Origin of the sequence: Streptomyces sp. NPDC005496 (assembly GCF_042872045.1) — a bacterium.
Lineage (GTDB): Bacteria > Actinomycetota > Actinomycetes > Streptomycetales > Streptomycetaceae > Streptomyces.
This window is the reverse complement of record NZ_JBIAJQ010000006.1, coordinates 506923-523712: the sequence shown is the minus strand read 5'-3', so window position 1 is coordinate 523712 and position 16790 is coordinate 506923. Positions and strand designations below refer to the sequence as shown.

13 protein-coding genes are annotated in these 16790 nt (G+C 68.4%); 9 read left to right on the top strand and 4 right to left on the bottom strand.

Annotation, left to right across the window (positions count from 1 at the left end):
• Positions 1 to 647: 647 nt before the first annotated feature.
• The 8 genes from ACFYQQ_RS21410 (at position 648) to ACFYQQ_RS21375 (ending at position 11583) form a co-directional block, all read left to right on the top strand.
• On the top strand, positions 648 to 1712 hold the full coding sequence (locus ACFYQQ_RS21410; RefSeq protein WP_355785977.1) for a hypothetical protein: 1065 nt from the start codon (positions 648 to 650) through the stop codon (positions 1710 to 1712).
• 133 nt (positions 1713 to 1845) lie between these two features.
• Entirely contained in the window at positions 1846 to 3192 is a 1347-nt protein-coding gene (locus ACFYQQ_RS21405; protein ID WP_388904975.1) for a right-handed parallel beta-helix repeat-containing protein, read from the top strand.
• A gap of 125 nt (positions 3193 to 3317) precedes the next feature.
• Positions 3318 to 5510 carry an alpha-galactosidase gene (locus ACFYQQ_RS21400; protein ID WP_388904974.1) on the top strand — a complete coding sequence of 731 codons (2193 nt, stop codon included), beginning with the start codon at positions 3318 to 3320 and terminating at the stop codon, positions 5508 to 5510.
• Between the two features lie 290 nt (positions 5511 to 5800).
• Positions 5801 to 7339: an ABC transporter substrate-binding protein gene (locus ACFYQQ_RS21395; RefSeq protein WP_355791453.1), complete on the top strand. Its 1539-nt coding sequence runs from the start codon at positions 5801 to 5803 to the stop codon at positions 7337 to 7339.
• Between the two features lie 13 nt (positions 7340 to 7352).
• Positions 7353 to 8486, top strand: coding sequence for an ABC transporter ATP-binding protein (locus ACFYQQ_RS21390; protein WP_388904973.1), 1134 nt, complete (start codon positions 7353 to 7355; stop codon positions 8484 to 8486).
• Positions 8483 to 9463, top strand: coding sequence for an ABC transporter permease (locus ACFYQQ_RS21385; RefSeq protein ID WP_355793345.1), 981 nt, complete (start codon positions 8483 to 8485; stop codon positions 9461 to 9463). The genes ACFYQQ_RS21390 and ACFYQQ_RS21385 overlap by 4 nt, the downstream gene beginning before the upstream one ends.
• Positions 9464 to 9466: 3 nt before the next feature.
• Positions 9467 to 10540, top strand: coding sequence for an ABC transporter permease (locus ACFYQQ_RS21380; protein ID WP_355793343.1), 1074 nt, complete (start codon positions 9467 to 9469; stop codon positions 10538 to 10540).
• Positions 10537 to 11583, top strand: coding sequence for an ABC transporter ATP-binding protein (locus tag ACFYQQ_RS21375; RefSeq protein ID WP_388904972.1), 1047 nt, complete (start codon positions 10537 to 10539; stop codon positions 11581 to 11583). Before ACFYQQ_RS21380 ends, ACFYQQ_RS21375 begins: the two co-directional genes overlap by 4 nt.
• Before the next feature lie 185 nt (positions 11584 to 11768).
• Here the strand turns inward: ACFYQQ_RS21375 and ACFYQQ_RS21370 are convergent, their stop codons facing one another.
• Entirely contained in the window at positions 11769 to 12575 is an 807-nt protein-coding gene (locus ACFYQQ_RS21370) for a helix-turn-helix domain-containing protein (RefSeq protein WP_388904971.1), read from the bottom strand.
• 157 nt (positions 12576 to 12732) lie between these two features.
• On the opposite strand from ACFYQQ_RS21370, the gene ACFYQQ_RS21365 reads away from it, so the two are divergent.
• Positions 12733 to 13647, top strand: a complete 915-nt coding sequence (locus tag ACFYQQ_RS21365; protein ID WP_355785418.1) for a phytanoyl-CoA dioxygenase family protein — start codon at positions 12733 to 12735, stop codon at positions 13645 to 13647.
• Positions 13648 to 13842: 195 nt separating this feature from the next.
• On the opposite strand, the gene ACFYQQ_RS21360 is transcribed toward ACFYQQ_RS21365, so the two are convergent.
• From ACFYQQ_RS21360 to ACFYQQ_RS21350, 3 genes are all read right to left on the bottom strand, one after another.
• A complete protein-coding gene (locus ACFYQQ_RS21360) occupies positions 13843 to 13983 on the bottom strand; it encodes a YbdD/YjiX family protein (protein ID WP_388904989.1) in 141 nt (46 codons plus the stop codon).
• Positions 13984 to 14271: 288 nt separating this feature from the next.
• Entirely contained in the window at positions 14272 to 14715 is a 444-nt protein-coding gene (locus ACFYQQ_RS21355; protein WP_355785421.1) for a hypothetical protein, read from the bottom strand.
• A 447-nt stretch (positions 14716 to 15162) separates the two neighbouring features.
• Positions 15163 to 16521 (bottom strand): GH1 family beta-glucosidase, encoded by a 1359-nt coding sequence (locus ACFYQQ_RS21350; RefSeq protein WP_355785424.1) that lies wholly within the window; start codon positions 16519 to 16521, stop codon positions 15163 to 15165.
• Positions 16522 to 16790 lie beyond the last annotated feature (269 nt).

Genomic DNA, 16790 nt, shown 5'->3' with positions numbered 1-16790 from the left:
CCCCTCCCCAAGTCGGCGGTAGGGCAAGGGGAGGTACGCGATGCGGGAAGGGATTGCCTAGCCGCCCCATACCGTCGCAGGCACCTGGCGTTAGGGGCCGCACCGAACTCCAAGGACCGGGCCGCGGCTGCCCCGCCTCGACTTCCCCGGCGAACTCGATCCGCTCCGGACAAAGGTGAGTCAGCCGCCTTCCCATAAGGAAGTCCAGTTCATCCCCACGGCGGGATTCACTTCGTTGTCGCCGTATCGGCAAGCAGGCCGCGTCAGCGCCGATTCGGCGTGCCGCTACGCCGGCATCGAGTGGTCCGCCGAGGACTGAGCGATTCGGGCATCTGAGGATCCAGGAAGGTCGAAGGAGCCATCAGGTGGAACCTCCAGCCGAACAGCGGTTCCATGGCGGTGGTCAGCGCTCTGCCACCCGTCTTCACTCTCGGCCCCGCCCTCGGGGTGCGTGGGTCACGGGAATGGACGCGACGAGTTCTCCGCTCACGGGTAACGGAAAGGCGGCGGTGGTGGTGGCGGTGGGCCACGAAACGGACTTACGGTTCGGGGTGAATTACGTCCCCAGCAAGCACTGGTGGTATTCGTGGCTGGAGTGGGACGCCGCATCGGTCCTCGACGATCTGCGATCCATATCCAGTCTGGGAATGGACCATATACGCATCCAACTGCTGTGGCCCGTTTTCCAGCCCGACCCTTCGGTGGTCAATCCAACGGCCCTGGAGCGACTGTGCGAACTGATGGACCTCGCCGATCACCCGCACGTCTCGCTGGACGTCTCGATCAGCGTGCTCGACGGGTGGCTCAGCGGCCTCATGTTTCTTCCGGCATGGCTCAGCGGCCGCAACATGATCACCGACGAGGACGTGGTCCGCGCGGAACTGACCCTTTTCGACGCCGTTGCCGAATGCGTCGGCGACCACCGGCGCTTCCTCGGCTTCGACCTGGGCAACGAACTGTCGGCGCTCAACGGCGATGTCCCACCGGAATCCGGGGACCGGTGGGCCTCACTCCTGCTGGACCACTGCGAACGCATCGCACCCGGCCGCTTCCACGTCAACGGCGTGGACCATCGGTCCTGGTTCCGGGCACGGACGTTCTCACCCACCGCGGCCGCCACCTACGGCAGTGCCAGTGTCCTGCACGCCTACCCGTACCGGACCGGTGTGACCGAGCGGTACGGACCGGACGGCACCGGCGTCCTGCACCTGGGTGAGTACCTGGCCGAGTTCGCCGAAGCATTCTCCCCGACCCGCGGACGCGCGAAATGGCTGCAGGAGTTCGGTGCCTCACCGGTGGAACACCCGGCGGACTCGATCCCGCAGTGGGCCGCGTCCTTCACGCGCAACACCCTCTCGTCCAAGGGCATGTGGGGCTGCACCTGGTGGAGCAGCCACGACGTCGACCGCCGCTTCACCGGCTTCGCCGACTGCGAGTACGACGTCGGACTGTTCACCGTGGTCAACGACATCAAGCCGGCGGGCGTCCGGCTCAGGGACCTGATCAGGGAACTACGCCACACACCGGTGCGGCCCGTCGACCGCCACGTCGGCCTGGTCCTGCCGGACTCCCGGCAGCTCGGTCTCCAGGCCGCCGACCGCTTCTTCACGCTCGTGGACCAGGGGGTCCGGCCGGCGCTGGTCACCCACGACAGGGCGGAAGACACCGCTCACCTGTCCACCCGCGGCATCACCGAGCTCGTCCACTGCTGACGAGCCCCCAGCACCCCGCTCCATCACCGCCCGCTCAGTGCTGCCCTCAAAGGGACGCCCTGCGAGCCGGCATGACCGAAGGAGGAAACCGCGTTCGGCCTCGACTTCTCCACCCAACAGGAGAGAACCAGTGATGACGAAGCACCCCCGTTCGACTTGGCCATGCGTACTCACAGCGGCACTGCTGCTCCTCGCCGCTCTCCTCACCGCCGCCCCCTCGGCTACGGCCGCCCAGGGCGCCTACTACGTCAGCAGTGTCATGGGGTCGGACGCCAACGACGGGCGTTCGGCGAGCAGACCGTTCAAGACCATTCAGGCAGCAGCGGACAAGACCCTTCCCGGCGACACCGTGTACATCATGAACGGGACCTACGGCGACGTCTCGCCGGAGGGAGTCGTCCAGGTCACCCGCTCGGGCGCGCCGGGCATGCCCATCACCTACCGGCCCCTTCCGGGACATGAGCCGGTCCTCGCGCCGGTGACCGGCTGGAACGGGATCGTCGTCATCGGAGCGTCGTACATCACGATCACCGGCCTCGACATCCGCGGCGACAGCGACAACCTTCGACTGGAGGACGCAGAGACCGGCTCGAAGCCCACCGGACCGGCGTTCAACACCAACTGCATCTACATCAGGGAGGACACTCCCTCAGGTCGGACTCCGCATCACATCACCGTCCGCAACAACCACATCTGGGACTGCCCGGGCGCCGGAATCGGCAGCGCCTATGCCGACCACCTCCTGATCGAGCACAACAGGGTGCACTCCAACGCCTGGTACTCGGCCTTCGCCACCAGCGGGATCTCCGTGCTCACGCCCGTGGACGTGGACAGCAGGCCCGGATACAAGATCATCGTCCGGAACAACGTCGTCCACGACAACGAGAGCAAGGTCAAGTGGTACGTCTGCTCGTGCTACTCCGACGGCAACGGGATCATCATCGACCAGACCCTGCACCGTGGGGGCACCGGCGTCCCGTACAAGGGCCGCATCCTGGTCGAGAACAACCTGGCGTTCGACAACGGCGGTTCGGGCATCCACTCGTTCAGCTCGGCCAACGTGGACATCGTCCACAACACCGCCTACATGAACTCCCGCGGCCGGGAGATCAACTACCCGAACATCGGTGCCTGGCACAGCTCGAACGTCCGGCTTCTGAACAACATCTCGGTGGCACGGCCGGGCAAGCCCACCAACTTCACCTTCGAGAACAGCGACGTCGTGTACGACTACAACATCTACTACGGCGGCACCGCTCCCATGGTGCAGGGTCCGCACGATGTGATCGCCGATCCGCGGCTGGTCGCCCCGGGCACGGACAGCCGGCACGCCGACTTCCGGCTGACCGCGGGCTCGCCCGCCATCGACAGCGGCGTCGCCACGAGCACCCGGGTCGATCACGCGGGCACGCCACGGCCACAGGGCACCGGCTGGGACCGGGGCGCCTACGAGTTCAGAAGGCACTACACCAAGCACTGAAGCCACAACCCCGTCGTGGCGTCGTCCCGGCAGTGGTCCGGCCCACCGTCCAGGCCACTGCCGGGAGGCGACGCCGGGCGCGCAGACGCCTCACACTCCTCCCTCCTACGAAAGAAGTCAGTTCGGTGGATTCCGATCTCTCCCCCGGCCCCCACCCTCGATCGGGCGCTGCGCGCTTCCCGATGCTGTTCCCGGCCGCGGACGCCGTCGCACAGCGGCACACCACACTGCTCCTGCGGCAGGCCTCCGACGAACTGCCCGCTGTCATGTGGTGTGGCATCGCCCCCGGCCCGGACGGAGTCGCCTGGGAAGCGGAGCAGGGAGCACGGGCAGCCTCCGTCGAGTCGGCGGTGCCGCTGCTTCCCGAGCACTGGCGGGGCTGGTTCGGGCGTCCTGGGCTGGGCGGTCACCGCCTCGCCGAGGCAGCCGGCGCTCCGGCGGGCGGCCGGGACTGGGCCCCGTCGTTCACCCTGGACAGTGCGCTCGTCGAGGGTTCGGTGCTGACGCTGCGGGCCCGGGACGACGTCGCGGGGCTGGCTCTGGTCACCGAGGTGGAGTCGTTGCCCGGCGGAGCGTTGCGGGTGCGCCACACGCTCACCAACACCGGTGTCGGCGCCTACGTGGTGGACCACTTGGACGTCGTCGTCCCGGTGCCGTCGAGGGCCCGGGAGGGACTCGACTTCACCGGGCGGATCCTGCACGAAAGGACTCCCCAACGCCGGGAGGTGATCGACGGGCTGTGGCTGCGGGAGAACCGCAAGGGCAGGACCGGGCACGACGCGGCAACGCTGAACATCGTCGGGACTCCGGGCTTCGGGTTCGCGTCCGGCGAAGTCTGGGGCGTGCACGTCGGCTGGAGTGGCAACCACGTCCATCGCACGGAACTCCTGGACGGGGTCCTGACGATCGGCGGCGGTGAGCTCCTGCTTCCGGGTGAGGTGGTCCTCGCTCAGGACGAGAACTACCGGACTCCTTGGGTCTACGTCGCCGCCTCGGACGAGGGACTCGACGGACTGGCGGCGCGGTTCCACGACTACCTGCGTTCCCTGCCCGCGCACCCCGGCTCCGCGCGGCAGGTCAACTTCAACGTCTGGGAGGCGGTCCGGTTCCGGCACGACACGGCGGAGCTGATCGAATTGGCGGAACTCGCCGCCGAGGTGGGTGCCGAGCGCTACGTCCTGGACGACGGATGGTTCCGCGGCCGGCGTTCGGACCGGGCCGGCCTGGGCGACTGGCGGGTCGACGAGAGCGTCTTCCCCGACGGGCTCGGGCCCTTGGTCGACCGCGTCCGGGAGCTGGGCATGGAGTTCGGGCTATGGTTCGAACCGGAGATGATCAGCCAGGATTCGGACCTGTACCGCGAGCATCCTGAGTGGATCTTGTCCACCGGGTCACGGACACCCCTGCTGGAACGCAACCAGCTGGTCCTGGACCTCTCGCGGCCCGAGGTCGTCCAGTACCTGCTGGAGCGCATCGACACCCTGCTCACCGAGTACGACATCTCCTACGTCAAGTGGGACCACAACCGCGCGGTGCTGGACGGAGGTTCGGGACGGACCGGCGGCGCACCGGTGATCCACGCGCAGACCGTCGCCTACTACACCCTGCTCGACGAACTGCGGCGCCGGCATCCACGGGTGGAGTGGGAGTCCTGTTCCGCCGGCGGCGCCCGCATCGACCTGGAGGTAATCCAGCGCGTCCAGCGAGTGTGGACCTCCGACATGACCGACGCCCTGGCCCGCCACTCGATCCAACGCTGGACGGGCCAGCTGCTGCCCCCGGAGTATCTCGGCGCTCACGTCTCCGCGCCGTTCTCCATGTACACAGGGCGCTACATGCCACTGGACTTCCGGGCCGCTACCGCGTTCTTCGGGCACTTCGGCATCGAGTGGGACATACGGGAGGCGAGCGCCGAGGACCTGGCCGTCCTCAAGGGCTGGGTCAACCTCTACAAGGAGCACCGGAGCCTGCTGCACAGCGGTAGGACCGTCAGGGGCGACACGAGCGACGACCGCGCCTGGAGCCACGGCGTCGTCGCCCACGACCGGTCCGCCGCCCTCATGGCGCACGTCCAGTTCGAGGACGGACTCAACACGACACCCGCGCGACTGACCGTCCCCGGGCTGCTCCCGGACAAGGAGTACCGGATCCGAGCCGTGCGGCCCGCGGCACAGGCCAGGACCTCACGCGCCGACCACATCCCCCCGCTCCCGGAAGAGGGCGCACTGCTGTCCGGCGCGGCACTCGGCCACCTCGGCATCACCCTGCCGCCACTGAGTCCGCTCCAGGTCGTGCTGCTCCTCGCCGAGGCGGCCTGACTGCGGGCTCGAAGGCCACCCACCCGAACAGGCGCCACGCGCATCGGCAGGAGACAGACGGCAGCGACCGACAACACGATCCCAGCGCACCACGCCGGGGCTCCTGGCATCAGGCCACCCCGGGCGACATCGCACCTTTCCTCACTGGAGTCACCGTGCCAGCACACCACACCTTCCGGGCGCTGAGCGCCGCCATAGTCGTCGCGGCCCTGATCACCGGATGTTCCTCTGCCAACTCCGACGCCAACCGCTCGTCACGGGGCAGCGCCGGCGGTGTCCTCGACATCGGCATGATCAACGGTCCGCAGACCAACAACAGCAACCCCTTCCTCGGCACGTCGGCCGCCGCGGCTCTCGGGTACCGCCACATGATCTACGAGCCGCTCGTGATGCCGAACGACATCCGGCCGGAGCGCAAGGGCACGCCCTGGCTGGCGAAAGACTGGAAGTGGGAGGCGAATTTCACCAAGGTCACCATCACCCTGGACGAGCGCGCGAAGTGGTCCGACGGCAAGCAACTGACCGCTGAGGACGTGGCGTTCACCTTCGACCTGATCAAGAAGCACCCGGCGCTTAACGTCTACGGTGTCACCTTCGGCGGGATAGCCGTAGAAGCCGGCAAGGTCGTCCTCACCTTCGAGGAATCGCAGTTCGTCAACCAGAGCAAGATCCTCCGCACGCTCATCGTGCCCAAGCACATCTGGAAGACCGTCGACGACCCGGCCACCTGGCCCAACCGCAAGCCCCTCGGCTCCGGGCCGTACACACTCAAGACCTTCACCCCGCAGACCACCACACTCCAGGCGGCACCCTCCTATTGGAAGGGCAAGACGCGGGTGAAGGAGCTCCGCTTCACCTCGTACAACGACAACAGTGCACAGACCACGGCCCTCGCCAAGGGCACGTCGGAATGGTCGAGCGTCTTCATGCCGAACCACAAGCAGCTGTACGTCGACAAGGACCCGGCCCACCACAAGCTCTGGTTCCCCGCCGGGATCGGCATCCACGGCCTGTGGCTCAACACCACGAGGGGTCCGCTGAGCGATCCGGCGCTGCGCAAGGCGATGGCCATGGTCATCGACCGCAGGGCCATCCACGTCCAGGCGCAGGCCTCGCTCTACCCGGAGATCACCAACCCGACCGGGATACCCCTGCCCGCAGGTGAGCCCTTCCTCGCCCCCGAGTACAAGGGCATGACCAACAAGCCCGACCTGGCCGGCGCCAGGAAGCTCCTGGACGGAGCGGGATACCGCCTGGCCGGCGGTGTGCTCAAGGACCCCGCCGGCAAGGCCGTGAAGCTGACCCTCACCGACCCGGCAGGCTGGAACGACTACATCACCGGCCTGTCGATCATCCAGAGCAACATCAAGCCCCTGGGCATCGACGCCAAGGTCAAGACCCAGAGCGCCGAGGTCTGGACCGCCAATGTGGCCAACGGTGACTTCGACGCCACGCTGCACTGGACCAACAGCGGTGCCACGCCCTACGACATGTACCAGAACATCATGGACGGCGCCCTGCTCCAGCCCGTCGGCAAGAGCGCCCCGCTGGGCAACTACGGGCGCTTCAAGAGCCCTCGGGCGACGAAGGCACTCAAGGAGTACGCCAACGCCACTCAGGACGCGACGCGCTCCACGGCGCTCGGCACCCTGCAGAAGATCATGGTGGAGGACGTGCCGGTCATCCCCACGGCCGGGGCGCACCTGGGAGCCGAGTACTCCACGAAGAACTGGGTGGGCTGGCCCACCGAGTCCGACCCGTACGGTCCCCCGCAGCCGACCCAGCCGAACGCGCTGGACATCGTGCTGCGCCTCAAGCCCGCGAAGTGAGAGGGGACCGGCAATGACCGACCACGACCAAGAAGCGGCGGCACCCTTCGGCACCCGTCCCAGCCAGGCCGGTGACACCGTGCTCGAAGCACGCGGCGTCACCAAGCACTTCCCCGTCAGACGGACCGCCCGTGAAGTCCTCGGCCGTCGGCGCCGCGCCGTCCGGGCCGTCGACGACATCTCCCTGTGTCTGCGGCGCGGCAGCGTCACCGCCTTGGTGGGGGAATCGGGCTCGGGCAAGTCGACGGTGGCCCGTCTGCTGTCCCAGCTCCACCCGCTCACGCAGGGCGAGATCCGGCTCCTCGGCGTCCCGGTCACGGCCGGGCGCGGCCGGTCGTTCCGCGCCTATGTTCGGCAGGTCCAGCTGATCTTCCAGGACCCCTTCGCATCGCTCAACCCGGTCCACACGGTGCGCTACCACCTCACCCGGTCCTTGCGGATCCACGGCAAGCAGGCCACCGACGCGGAGGTGTTCCAACTGCTCGAGCGGGTGCAGCTGATCCCTCCGAACGAGTACGTCGACAAGTTCCCGCACGAGTTGTCGGGCGGCCAGCGCCAGCGCGTGGCCATCGCCAGGGCGCTGGGCGCCGACCCGAAGGTGCTCCTCGCAGACGAACCGGTCTCCATGCTCGACGTGTCCATCCGGCTCGGCGTCCTCAATCTGCTGCGGGACCTCAAGACGCGGCTGTCGCTCGCCATCCTCTACGTCACGCACGACATCGCGTCCGCACGGTACTTCGCCGACACGACCCTCGTCATGTACGCGGGCCGCCTCGTGGAAGGCGGTGACAGCGAGACAGTCACCCAGCGACCCGCGCACCCCTACACCCAGTTGCTGATCGCCTCGGCCCCCGACCCCGACCGCATCGCCGACCCAGGGGAGCAGGAGGAGACCGGCAGCGGCGAGCCCCCCTCGCTCATCTCCCCGCCGCGAGGGTGCCGTTTCCATCCCCGCTGCCCCAAGGCGATGGAGCGCTGCCGCACCGAGCTCCCGCCCCGCTTCGAGATCGGCGACGACGGGCAGTGGGCCGCGTGCTGGCTGTACGAGGACCGCCCCGTCACCACCCGGATCCCCGGTGCCGCTCCGTCCGCCGGCGCCTCGGCCCCCGGCGTGGCCGGGACCATGACGGAGGCGACGGCCTCGTGAAATACGCACTGCAGCGCATCCTCTTCTACGCCGTCACCGCATGGGCGGCGATCACCATCAACTTCCTGATCCCGCGGCTGATGCCGGGCGACCCGCTCCAGGCACTGCTCACCCGTTTCCAGGGGCAGCTCGACACCAGTGCCATCGCCTCGATCGAGGTGCTCTTCGGCCTCGACGAGGACCGCTCGCTCTGGCAGCAGTACACCGACTACTGGGGCCAGCTCCTGCGGGGCGACCTGGGTCTCTCCTTCACCTTCTTCCCCACGCCCGTAAGCGAGGTCATCTCGCAGTCGCTGCCCTGGACACTGGTGCTGGTGGGTGTCACCACGCTGCTGAGCTTCGTGCTCGGCACCGGCCTTGGGGTCTACACCGGCTGGCGGCGTGGTTCGTGGATGGACGGTCTGCTGCCCGTCACCACCTTCGTCTCCTCCATCCCCTACTTCTGGCTCGGTCTCATCTTCATCGCCGTGTTCGCCGTGAAGTGGCCGGTCTTTCCGGCCGCGGGCGGCTACGACAACTCGCTCGTCCCCGCCTTCGACGTACCGTTCGTGTCCAGCGCGCTGTACCACGGCTTCCTGCCCGGTGTCACCATCATCCTCAGCGCCGTCGCCAGCTGGATCCTCGGTATGCGGAACATGATGGTGACCGTCTCGTCCGAGGACTACGTGATGGTGGCGCAGGCCAAGGGACTGTCCGAGCGCCGCGTGATGTTCTCCTACGCCGCGCGGAACGCGGTCCTGCCCAACATCTCCGGATTCGCGCTCTCGCTCGGCTTCGTCGTCGGCGGCACGCTGCTGGTGGAGATGGTCTTCTCCTATCCGGGCATCGGCTTCCAGCTCTTCCAGGCGGTCGGTGCCCGGGACTACCCGCTGATGCAGGGCGTCTTCCTGATCATCACGCTGTCGGTCCTCGCGGCGAACCTGCTCGCCGACCTGGTCTACATGCTCCTGGATCCGCGCACCAGAAAGGAGGCCTGAGCCATGTCACTCCCCTCGACCGAGGTCGCCGTCCTCGATACGGCCCCCGCTCCGGCCCCCGCAGCCGACAAGCGCGCCCGGCTGCGCTTCCTGCGCGGCAGGAAGACCCTCGCGGGCCTCTCGATCCTCGGCTTCTTCACGCTGCTCGGCGTCATCGGGCCGTGGATCGCCCCCTACGACCCTGACGCGATGAGTGACGCACTGCTCCAACCGCCGTCCGGCGACCACTGGTTCGGCACCACGCACACCGGTCAGGACGTGCTCTCCCAGATCCTCGTCGGCACCCGGGGCGTGCTCGTCGTGGGCTTCCTGGCCGGGCTCCTCGCCACGGTGCTGTCCGTGCTGATCGGGGTCAGCGCCGGCTTCCTCGGCGGCGCGGTCGACGAGATCCTGTCGGCGCTGTCCAACATCTTCCTCGTCATCCCGGCACTGCCCCTGGTCATCATCATCGCCAGCTTCGTCACCGACGCGGGAGACCTGCTGATCGCCGTGGTGATCGCCTTCACCTCCTGGGCCTGGGGCGCCCGCGTGCTGCGTGCCCAGACCCTGTCGCTGAGGCGGCGGGACTACGTCGAGGCGGCCCGCGCCACCGGTGAACCCACGTGGCGCATCATCGTTTTCGAGATCATGCCGAACCTCACGGCGGTCATCGCCTCCGGCTTCATCGGCACCGTCATCTTCGCCGTACTGCTGGAGATCACGCTCGCCTTCATCGGGGTGGCCGACATCTCCCACTGGAACTGGGGAACCGTGCTCTTCTGGGCTCAGTCCAACCAGGCCCTCGCCCAGGGCGCTTGGTGGTGGTTCGTGCCCGCCGGACTGTGCATCGCCCTGCTCGGCACGGCCCTGGCTCTGGTCAACTTCGGCATCGACGAGTTCGTGAACCCACGGCTGCGCACCGCGGCCGGCACGTCCCGCAAGGTCCGGATGCGGGTGGGCTTCACGCCGGTGGCCCGCACGGGGCGGACGAACGGCGCCGGGCCCGGGGGCGACGAGGCTTCCGGCGGTGCCCCGAGGGCCGTGCGGACGCCGCAGCCGACCCCCGCCCGCCCGCACGACAAGGAGCCCCACGCGTGACCAGGCGCCCCGTTCTGACCATCAGTGGACTGCACGTCGACTACGGCACGGGTCCCGCTGCGGTCCACGCGCTGCGCGACATCAACCTCACTCTGCACCGCGGCGAGATTCTCGGCCTCGCCGGCGAGTCCGGTTCCGGCAAGTCCACGCTCGCCTACGCCGTGACCCGCCTGCTCTCCCCACCCGGAGTGATCACCGGCGGCGACGTCCACTACCACCCGCCGCAGGACGGCGCAGACCCGATGGACATCCTCGCGCTCACACCGCGTCAGTTGCGCGCGTTCCGCTGGCAGGAGCTGTCCATCGTCTTCCAGGGCTCGATGAACGCTCTCAATCCCGTGCACACGGTGCACAGTCAGCTCACGGATGTCCTCGCGGCGCACCGCCCGCAAATGTCGGCGGCCCAGCGCACGGCCCGGGCCGGGGAGTTGCTCACCCTCGTCGGCATCTCCCGCGACCGGCTGAGTGCCTTTCCGCACCAGCTCTCCGGCGGCATGCGCCAGCGCGTGATGATCGCGATGGCCATGGCCCTGGAGCCCGAGATCGTGATCATGGACGAACCGACCACCGCCCTCGACGTGGTGATGCAGCGCCAGATCCTCCGGAAGATCGCGGCACTCCGCGACGAGCTGGGCTTCTCGGTCGTCTTCGTCACGCACGACATCTCGCTGTTGATCGAGTTCTCCGACCGCGTCGCCATCATGTACGGCGGCCGCATCGTCGAGCAGGCGAGCGCCGCGGACATCTACCGAGACCCGCGCCACCCCTACAGCGAGGGGTTGCTCCACTCCTTTCCGGCCCTGCACGGCCCGCGCCGCGAGCTGACCGGCATCCCGGGCTCGCCGCCTCACCTCGCCGCCATGCCGTCGGGCTGCGTCTTCCACCCGCGCTGCGGGAGGTCGTTCGACCCGTGTGACCGACACGTTCCACTGTCGGCCGCGCCGGCGGACGCACCGGGCCGGTCCGTGGCGTGCTGGCTCCACCACCCGGCCCCGGGACCGGCCTCCGCCCCCGGGCACACGGCGACGACACACGTTCCCTGACCCGGTCTCGCGTCGGACGCGCGTGGCTCTGCCGAGGACGCACCAAGCGAGGCTGCGCGAGGCGGCTGCCGGATCGGGCAGCCGCCTCGCGCTGTGTGGTCTTCTCGGGCAGAGCCCGCAAGAGGTCTGCCGCCGGCCGGATGGCGGGGCGGACGAGCGACTCCAAGACCGCCACGTGCTGTGCGTCAACCCTCGGAGTGGGCGCCGTGCGCCCTGCGCCAAGCCCCGGGAGCCACCCCGCAGGTCTCCGTGAAACTCGCGTAGAACCTGCTCTGAGAGCCGAACCCGGACATCGCGGCCACATCGGAGACCGACATGCCCGTGGTCGCGAGGAGCCGTTGGGCCTCGGCGACGCGGCACTGCGTGAGATAGGCCTTCATGGTCATGCCCAGAACCGCCCGGAAGGCGGTCATCGCGTAGTTGGGATGAAGTGGAACCGCGGTCGCGATCTGCTCGACGGTCAGCTGCTCGCGGAAGTGCCGCGTGATGAACCGTGCCATGAAGACCGCGTGTCGTACCGTGCCTTCATTGGCCGCTCCGGTGCCCGGCAGACGCGCCGTGACGGACTCGCTCGCCAGCCTGCGCACCCAGGCCTCCATTTCCAGGGACGCCGTCCGTCTGCGTTCCAGGTCTCCGCTCTCCAGGTCGGGCAACCACTGGCCGAAGAGTGCCGCGTCCACTTCCCTGCGCGGGCTGGGCGGTGTGATGACCGGACGGCCGTTGAGGAGCGTCATGACGAGCTCGCCCGGGAGCTGCCAGCGCAGGAACACCCCGAGGGGCACGTTGACACCCCGCATCACGGCGCCCGGCGCCCTCTCGATGAGCTGGTGAGGAACCGCTCCCCAGAACATGACGGTCGCATCCCTCGGGACGGTCAGCTTCCGGCCGCCGTAGCGATAGGTGAGTTCACTCTCGACCGCGAGGTTGAACTCGATGTTGTCATGCCGGTGCGCACGGTCCATCAGCATCGCCTCGGCCTGCCAGCAGGACAAGTCATACACCTGATCCACGAGGTGGACGGGCGAAAAGGTCATCTGAGCTTCCGGGAAAGAGTAGAGAGGCAACGAGAAGAACACAGGGCATGGACCTGGTTCGCTGGTCGTCGTGCCGAGGCACGCGATTCGTCCACCGAACCGGGGAGTATTACGGATGTCAACCATCACAGGAGCGCCGGCCCGCGCCTATCACCTCAGTCCTGAACAGATCAAGTCCTTCGACGAGCACGGATACCTCGTCCTGCGGCAGCTCCTCGCCCCGGAGCTTGTCGAGCGCCTCCGGCAGGCCGCCGACCGGTGGATCGCGGCCGGCTCGGAGAACCCCGACCACCCGGACTATCTGTTCGCCGACCGGCCCACCGGCCGGGTGATGTGGCGCGTGGACTACCTGCACAACAAGAAGGAGGCCGCCTCTCTCGAGCTGCTGGGATGCCCTGAGGTGCTCGGCGTCGCGGAGAGCCTCGCGGGTCCCGACTTCGTGCCCACCTACGAAGCCCTCGTCTTCAAGCACGAAGGCGACGGGGTGGCGGTCCCGTGGCACCAGGACGCCGTGCACCCCCGCAGGCACCGCATCTTCAACGTGGACGTCTACCTGGACCCGTCCCGGTCCGGAGAAGGTGCTCTGCGGGTCGTTCCCGGTTCCCATCGCTCCAAGGCGGACGTGTGCGCCATCGAGGAAGGCTTCGGCTGGGAAGTCCCGAACTCGACGGTGGTGGAGATGGAGCCCGGTGACGTGCTGCTCCATGACGTCATGCTCGTGCACGGATCCGAGCCGGTGGTGGGGAACAGGCTGCGTCGCACCATCTACTACGAGTTCCGCCCGGCGCGGCAGATCCTGAGCGAAGGCCCCTGGGACGCCGAGTGGATAGACGCCCGGCTGCGGCTCGTGCCTGTCGCCCTGCGCGCCTTCCACGACCGCTATCCGGGGCGGACCGGGTTCGGGTGGAATCCCCCGGAGGCCCTGCGGCCCGAGCCGGCGGGCGACACGGAGACCGAACTCAGGGTCGCGCACAGGGTGCACACTCCCGGGTCGTACTGCAGCGCCGGAGATGTGCCCGCTGCCGAGTGAGCGGGCACATCCAGGAGCGCCGACGGGTCGAAGCCACCTCGACTCCCCTTGTCATGCGGTGGTGGTGCGGCGAACCGCCCGGGCAGTGCTGCGTGGCGGGCATGCCGTCAGGGCTGGGAAGGCATGCCCGCCACGCGGTCGGGGCGCTGCGTGGACATCAGCGACAGTGTGGACGACCGGTCGGGCGGAGGGACGTCAGCAGCACCGGCCCGGGGACTCGCTCTCGCTCCGGAGGGTGCGCAGAAGCTGGTACTCCCGGCGGGTGGGCACCGGTGCGTGCGGGTGGCGACGGTGGTGGTACCGGCAGTACCGGTCGTACTCCGCCTCGCCGGTCAGGGCGCTCCGTATCGCGGCTCACGGATCTCACATTGAGATCCGAGCCCAAACGGAGCGCAGGGCGCCGATCCTGGTGCCGGACGATCGTTGGGAGCGAAGCCCTGCCCGGGCTCGTTCCGCCAGGCAGAAAAACACCGCTCTCTGCGGCCGCGTTCTCGCCGGCCACGCAACGGACCTGGTCGCTGGATCGCTCGACTGAGGCGCGGCCGCTGACCAGTGGAAACAGCCTTGGTGCGCTCGGTGGCCCACGGGCATCACCGGGGTCCACCGAGCGCACACGCCCCTGCTTCAGCTGGCAGCGTCGGCAGAAGAGGGACGAACGAGCGTGCGCAGCTCAGTGGCGCATGCCAGAGCGACGCCTAGGCACATCGCTGTGGCGGCGGCGACGACCAGCATGTCCGGGCCGATGGCTTCCCTCGTCATCTTGGCCAGGAAAGTGACAGCGACGGCGACCTCTCCGAAGGCCAGGACCACGAGCCAGACGGCACTCAGGGCACGGGGTGTACAGGTCCGCGCTTTGTGCAGTCCCAGGAGCGCGGCTCCTCCCGCCCATGTGACCACCACGGCGATGCCGGCCGCGGCATACAGCATCCCGCCCGAACTCGAAGGGTCGGTGTGGTCCAGCTCTGCGGTGTCAGGTGCGAGAGCGAACATGGCTTCGAACAGAACGGCATACGCGAGTTGGACCAAGGCCAGGACGGACGCAATGCGTCGGCCCAGTATCCGCCTCATCCGTTGCTCCTGGCTGGGTTGCCGTTCTGGTCCATCGTCCTCGCGGCTGGTGACTGTGCCGGACAACGCCAAGGGCCTAACCGACCCCGTGGTTCTCCGCTTCACGTTCCCCCCTGTTCACTTCGCTGATCAGCCACACGGTGATCAGGGTGAGGGGGACCGTACCATGATCATTGCGCCGGAAGCCCAGGGCCGGACTGGCTCTGCCGCGCGCCCAAGTCGTTTCCGCTTCCTCCCTCAGCCGTACCGAGATGCGTCCGTCGCCCCTCGTTTTGGGGGCGCTGAAGGCATGACTGATCAGCGGGTGCGGGAACCACACCAAGCAGGACAGGTGCCCGAGGACTCCGCCGACTTGCAGGAAGTCACCGCGCTCATCCAACACCGCTTCCCCCTGCCAGCGTCCACGGGACGCCCTGCAGCCGCCCGACTTCCGGTTCCGGTGTGACGTCAGGCGGGGCCGGCCGTCGCCGTGCGGTGGTCGGCGATCAGTTGGGCGTAGCGGTGACCGCTCGCCTTGATCGTGCGTCCTTGCGTCTCATAGTCGACGTGGACGAGCCCGAAGCGCTTGCCGTATCCGAGAACCCATTCGAAGTTGTCCATCAGCGACCAGGCGTAGTAGCCGTGCAGCGGCGCGCCGCGGCGGACCGCTGATGCGGCGGCCTCGAGGTGACGCTCCAGGTACGCCACGCGGTCGGGGTCGTGCACGCTGCCATCCGCGCCGATCTCGTCGTCGTAGGCCGATCCGTTCTCGGTGACGAGAATGGACGCGGGAGCGTACTCGTCGTGCAGCCGCATGAGGAGTTGCTCAAGGCCGTCGGGGTGTACCTCCCAGCCCATCGCAGTCGTCGGGGCGCCCGGAACGGGAAGCACGCGGTAGGAAGGTGCGCGCAGTTCGGGGGCGTCCTGGATGATCTGCCGGAAGTAGTAGTTGAGGCCGAGATGATCGAGCGGGGTGGCGATGGTCTCCGCGTCGCCGGAGCGCTCCGGCAGGTCGACTCCATAGATCTCCCGCATGTCCGCTGGGAATCCGCGGCCGTGAACGGGGTCGAGCCACCAGCGGTTGTTGTGTCCGTCAGCGCGTCGCGCGGCCTGTCGGTCCGCATCCGAGTCGCCGGCTGGTTCGCAGGGAGTCAGGTTGAAGACAAGGCCCACGTTGGGCTTGGTCCCCGCGTGTGACCGGAGCGCCTGGGCGGCGAGGCCGTGTCCGAGCAGGAGGTGGTAAGAAGACCGCACGGCGGCGGTGAGGTCCTTCACCCCGGGTGCCAGGACGCCTTCGAGGTGCCCCAACCACGCCGAGCAGAGCGGCTCGTTCAGGGTGGCCCAGTCCTGTACGCGGTCACCCAGGGCGCCGGCCACCACTGCGGCGTAGTCGGCGAAGTGCTCGGCGGTGGCGCGCTCCGGCCAGCCGCCGACGTCCTGGAGCGCCTGTGGCAGGTCCCAGTGGTAGAGGGTGACGTAGGGGCGGATGCCCGCTTCGAGCAGGCCGTCCACCAGCCGGTCGTAGAAGGCCAGTCCCGCCTTGTTGACGGTGCCCTTGCCGGTGGGCAGGACCCGCGGCCAGGAGATGGAGAAGCGGTAGTCGCTGACGCCCAGCTTCCCCATGAGAGTGATGTCGTCCCGCCAGAGCCGGTAGTGGTCACAGGCGACGTCACCGGTGTCGCCGTTGGCCACGGCCCCGGGAACGCGGCTGAACGTGTCCCAGATCGACGGGCCTCGCCCATCCACGTCGGCTGCCCCTTCGATCTGGTAGGCGGCCGTGGACACTCCCCAGCGGAACTCGGGGGGAAAGGACTGGATGGACTGCATGGGTCACTCCCGGGAGAGATGGATGATGCCGCGGACGAGGCGCGACGGCGTACGTGTGGGGATGTCGGTTGGGAGGCGCGGCGTACGTGCGCCGACGGATTGATAGGCCACACCGGTTGCCCTGGCCGGTCCGGTCCGAACGCCGGCCGCGGAACCAGCCGTCGTCCAGGACGTCTCGCCCGGCGCCCACTCCGGCGACGAGTCCGGACAGCGAGCGATGCGTCGGATGCCTGCCGGAGGGGCGGCCTGGTCGCCCGGCACTGCGGGTC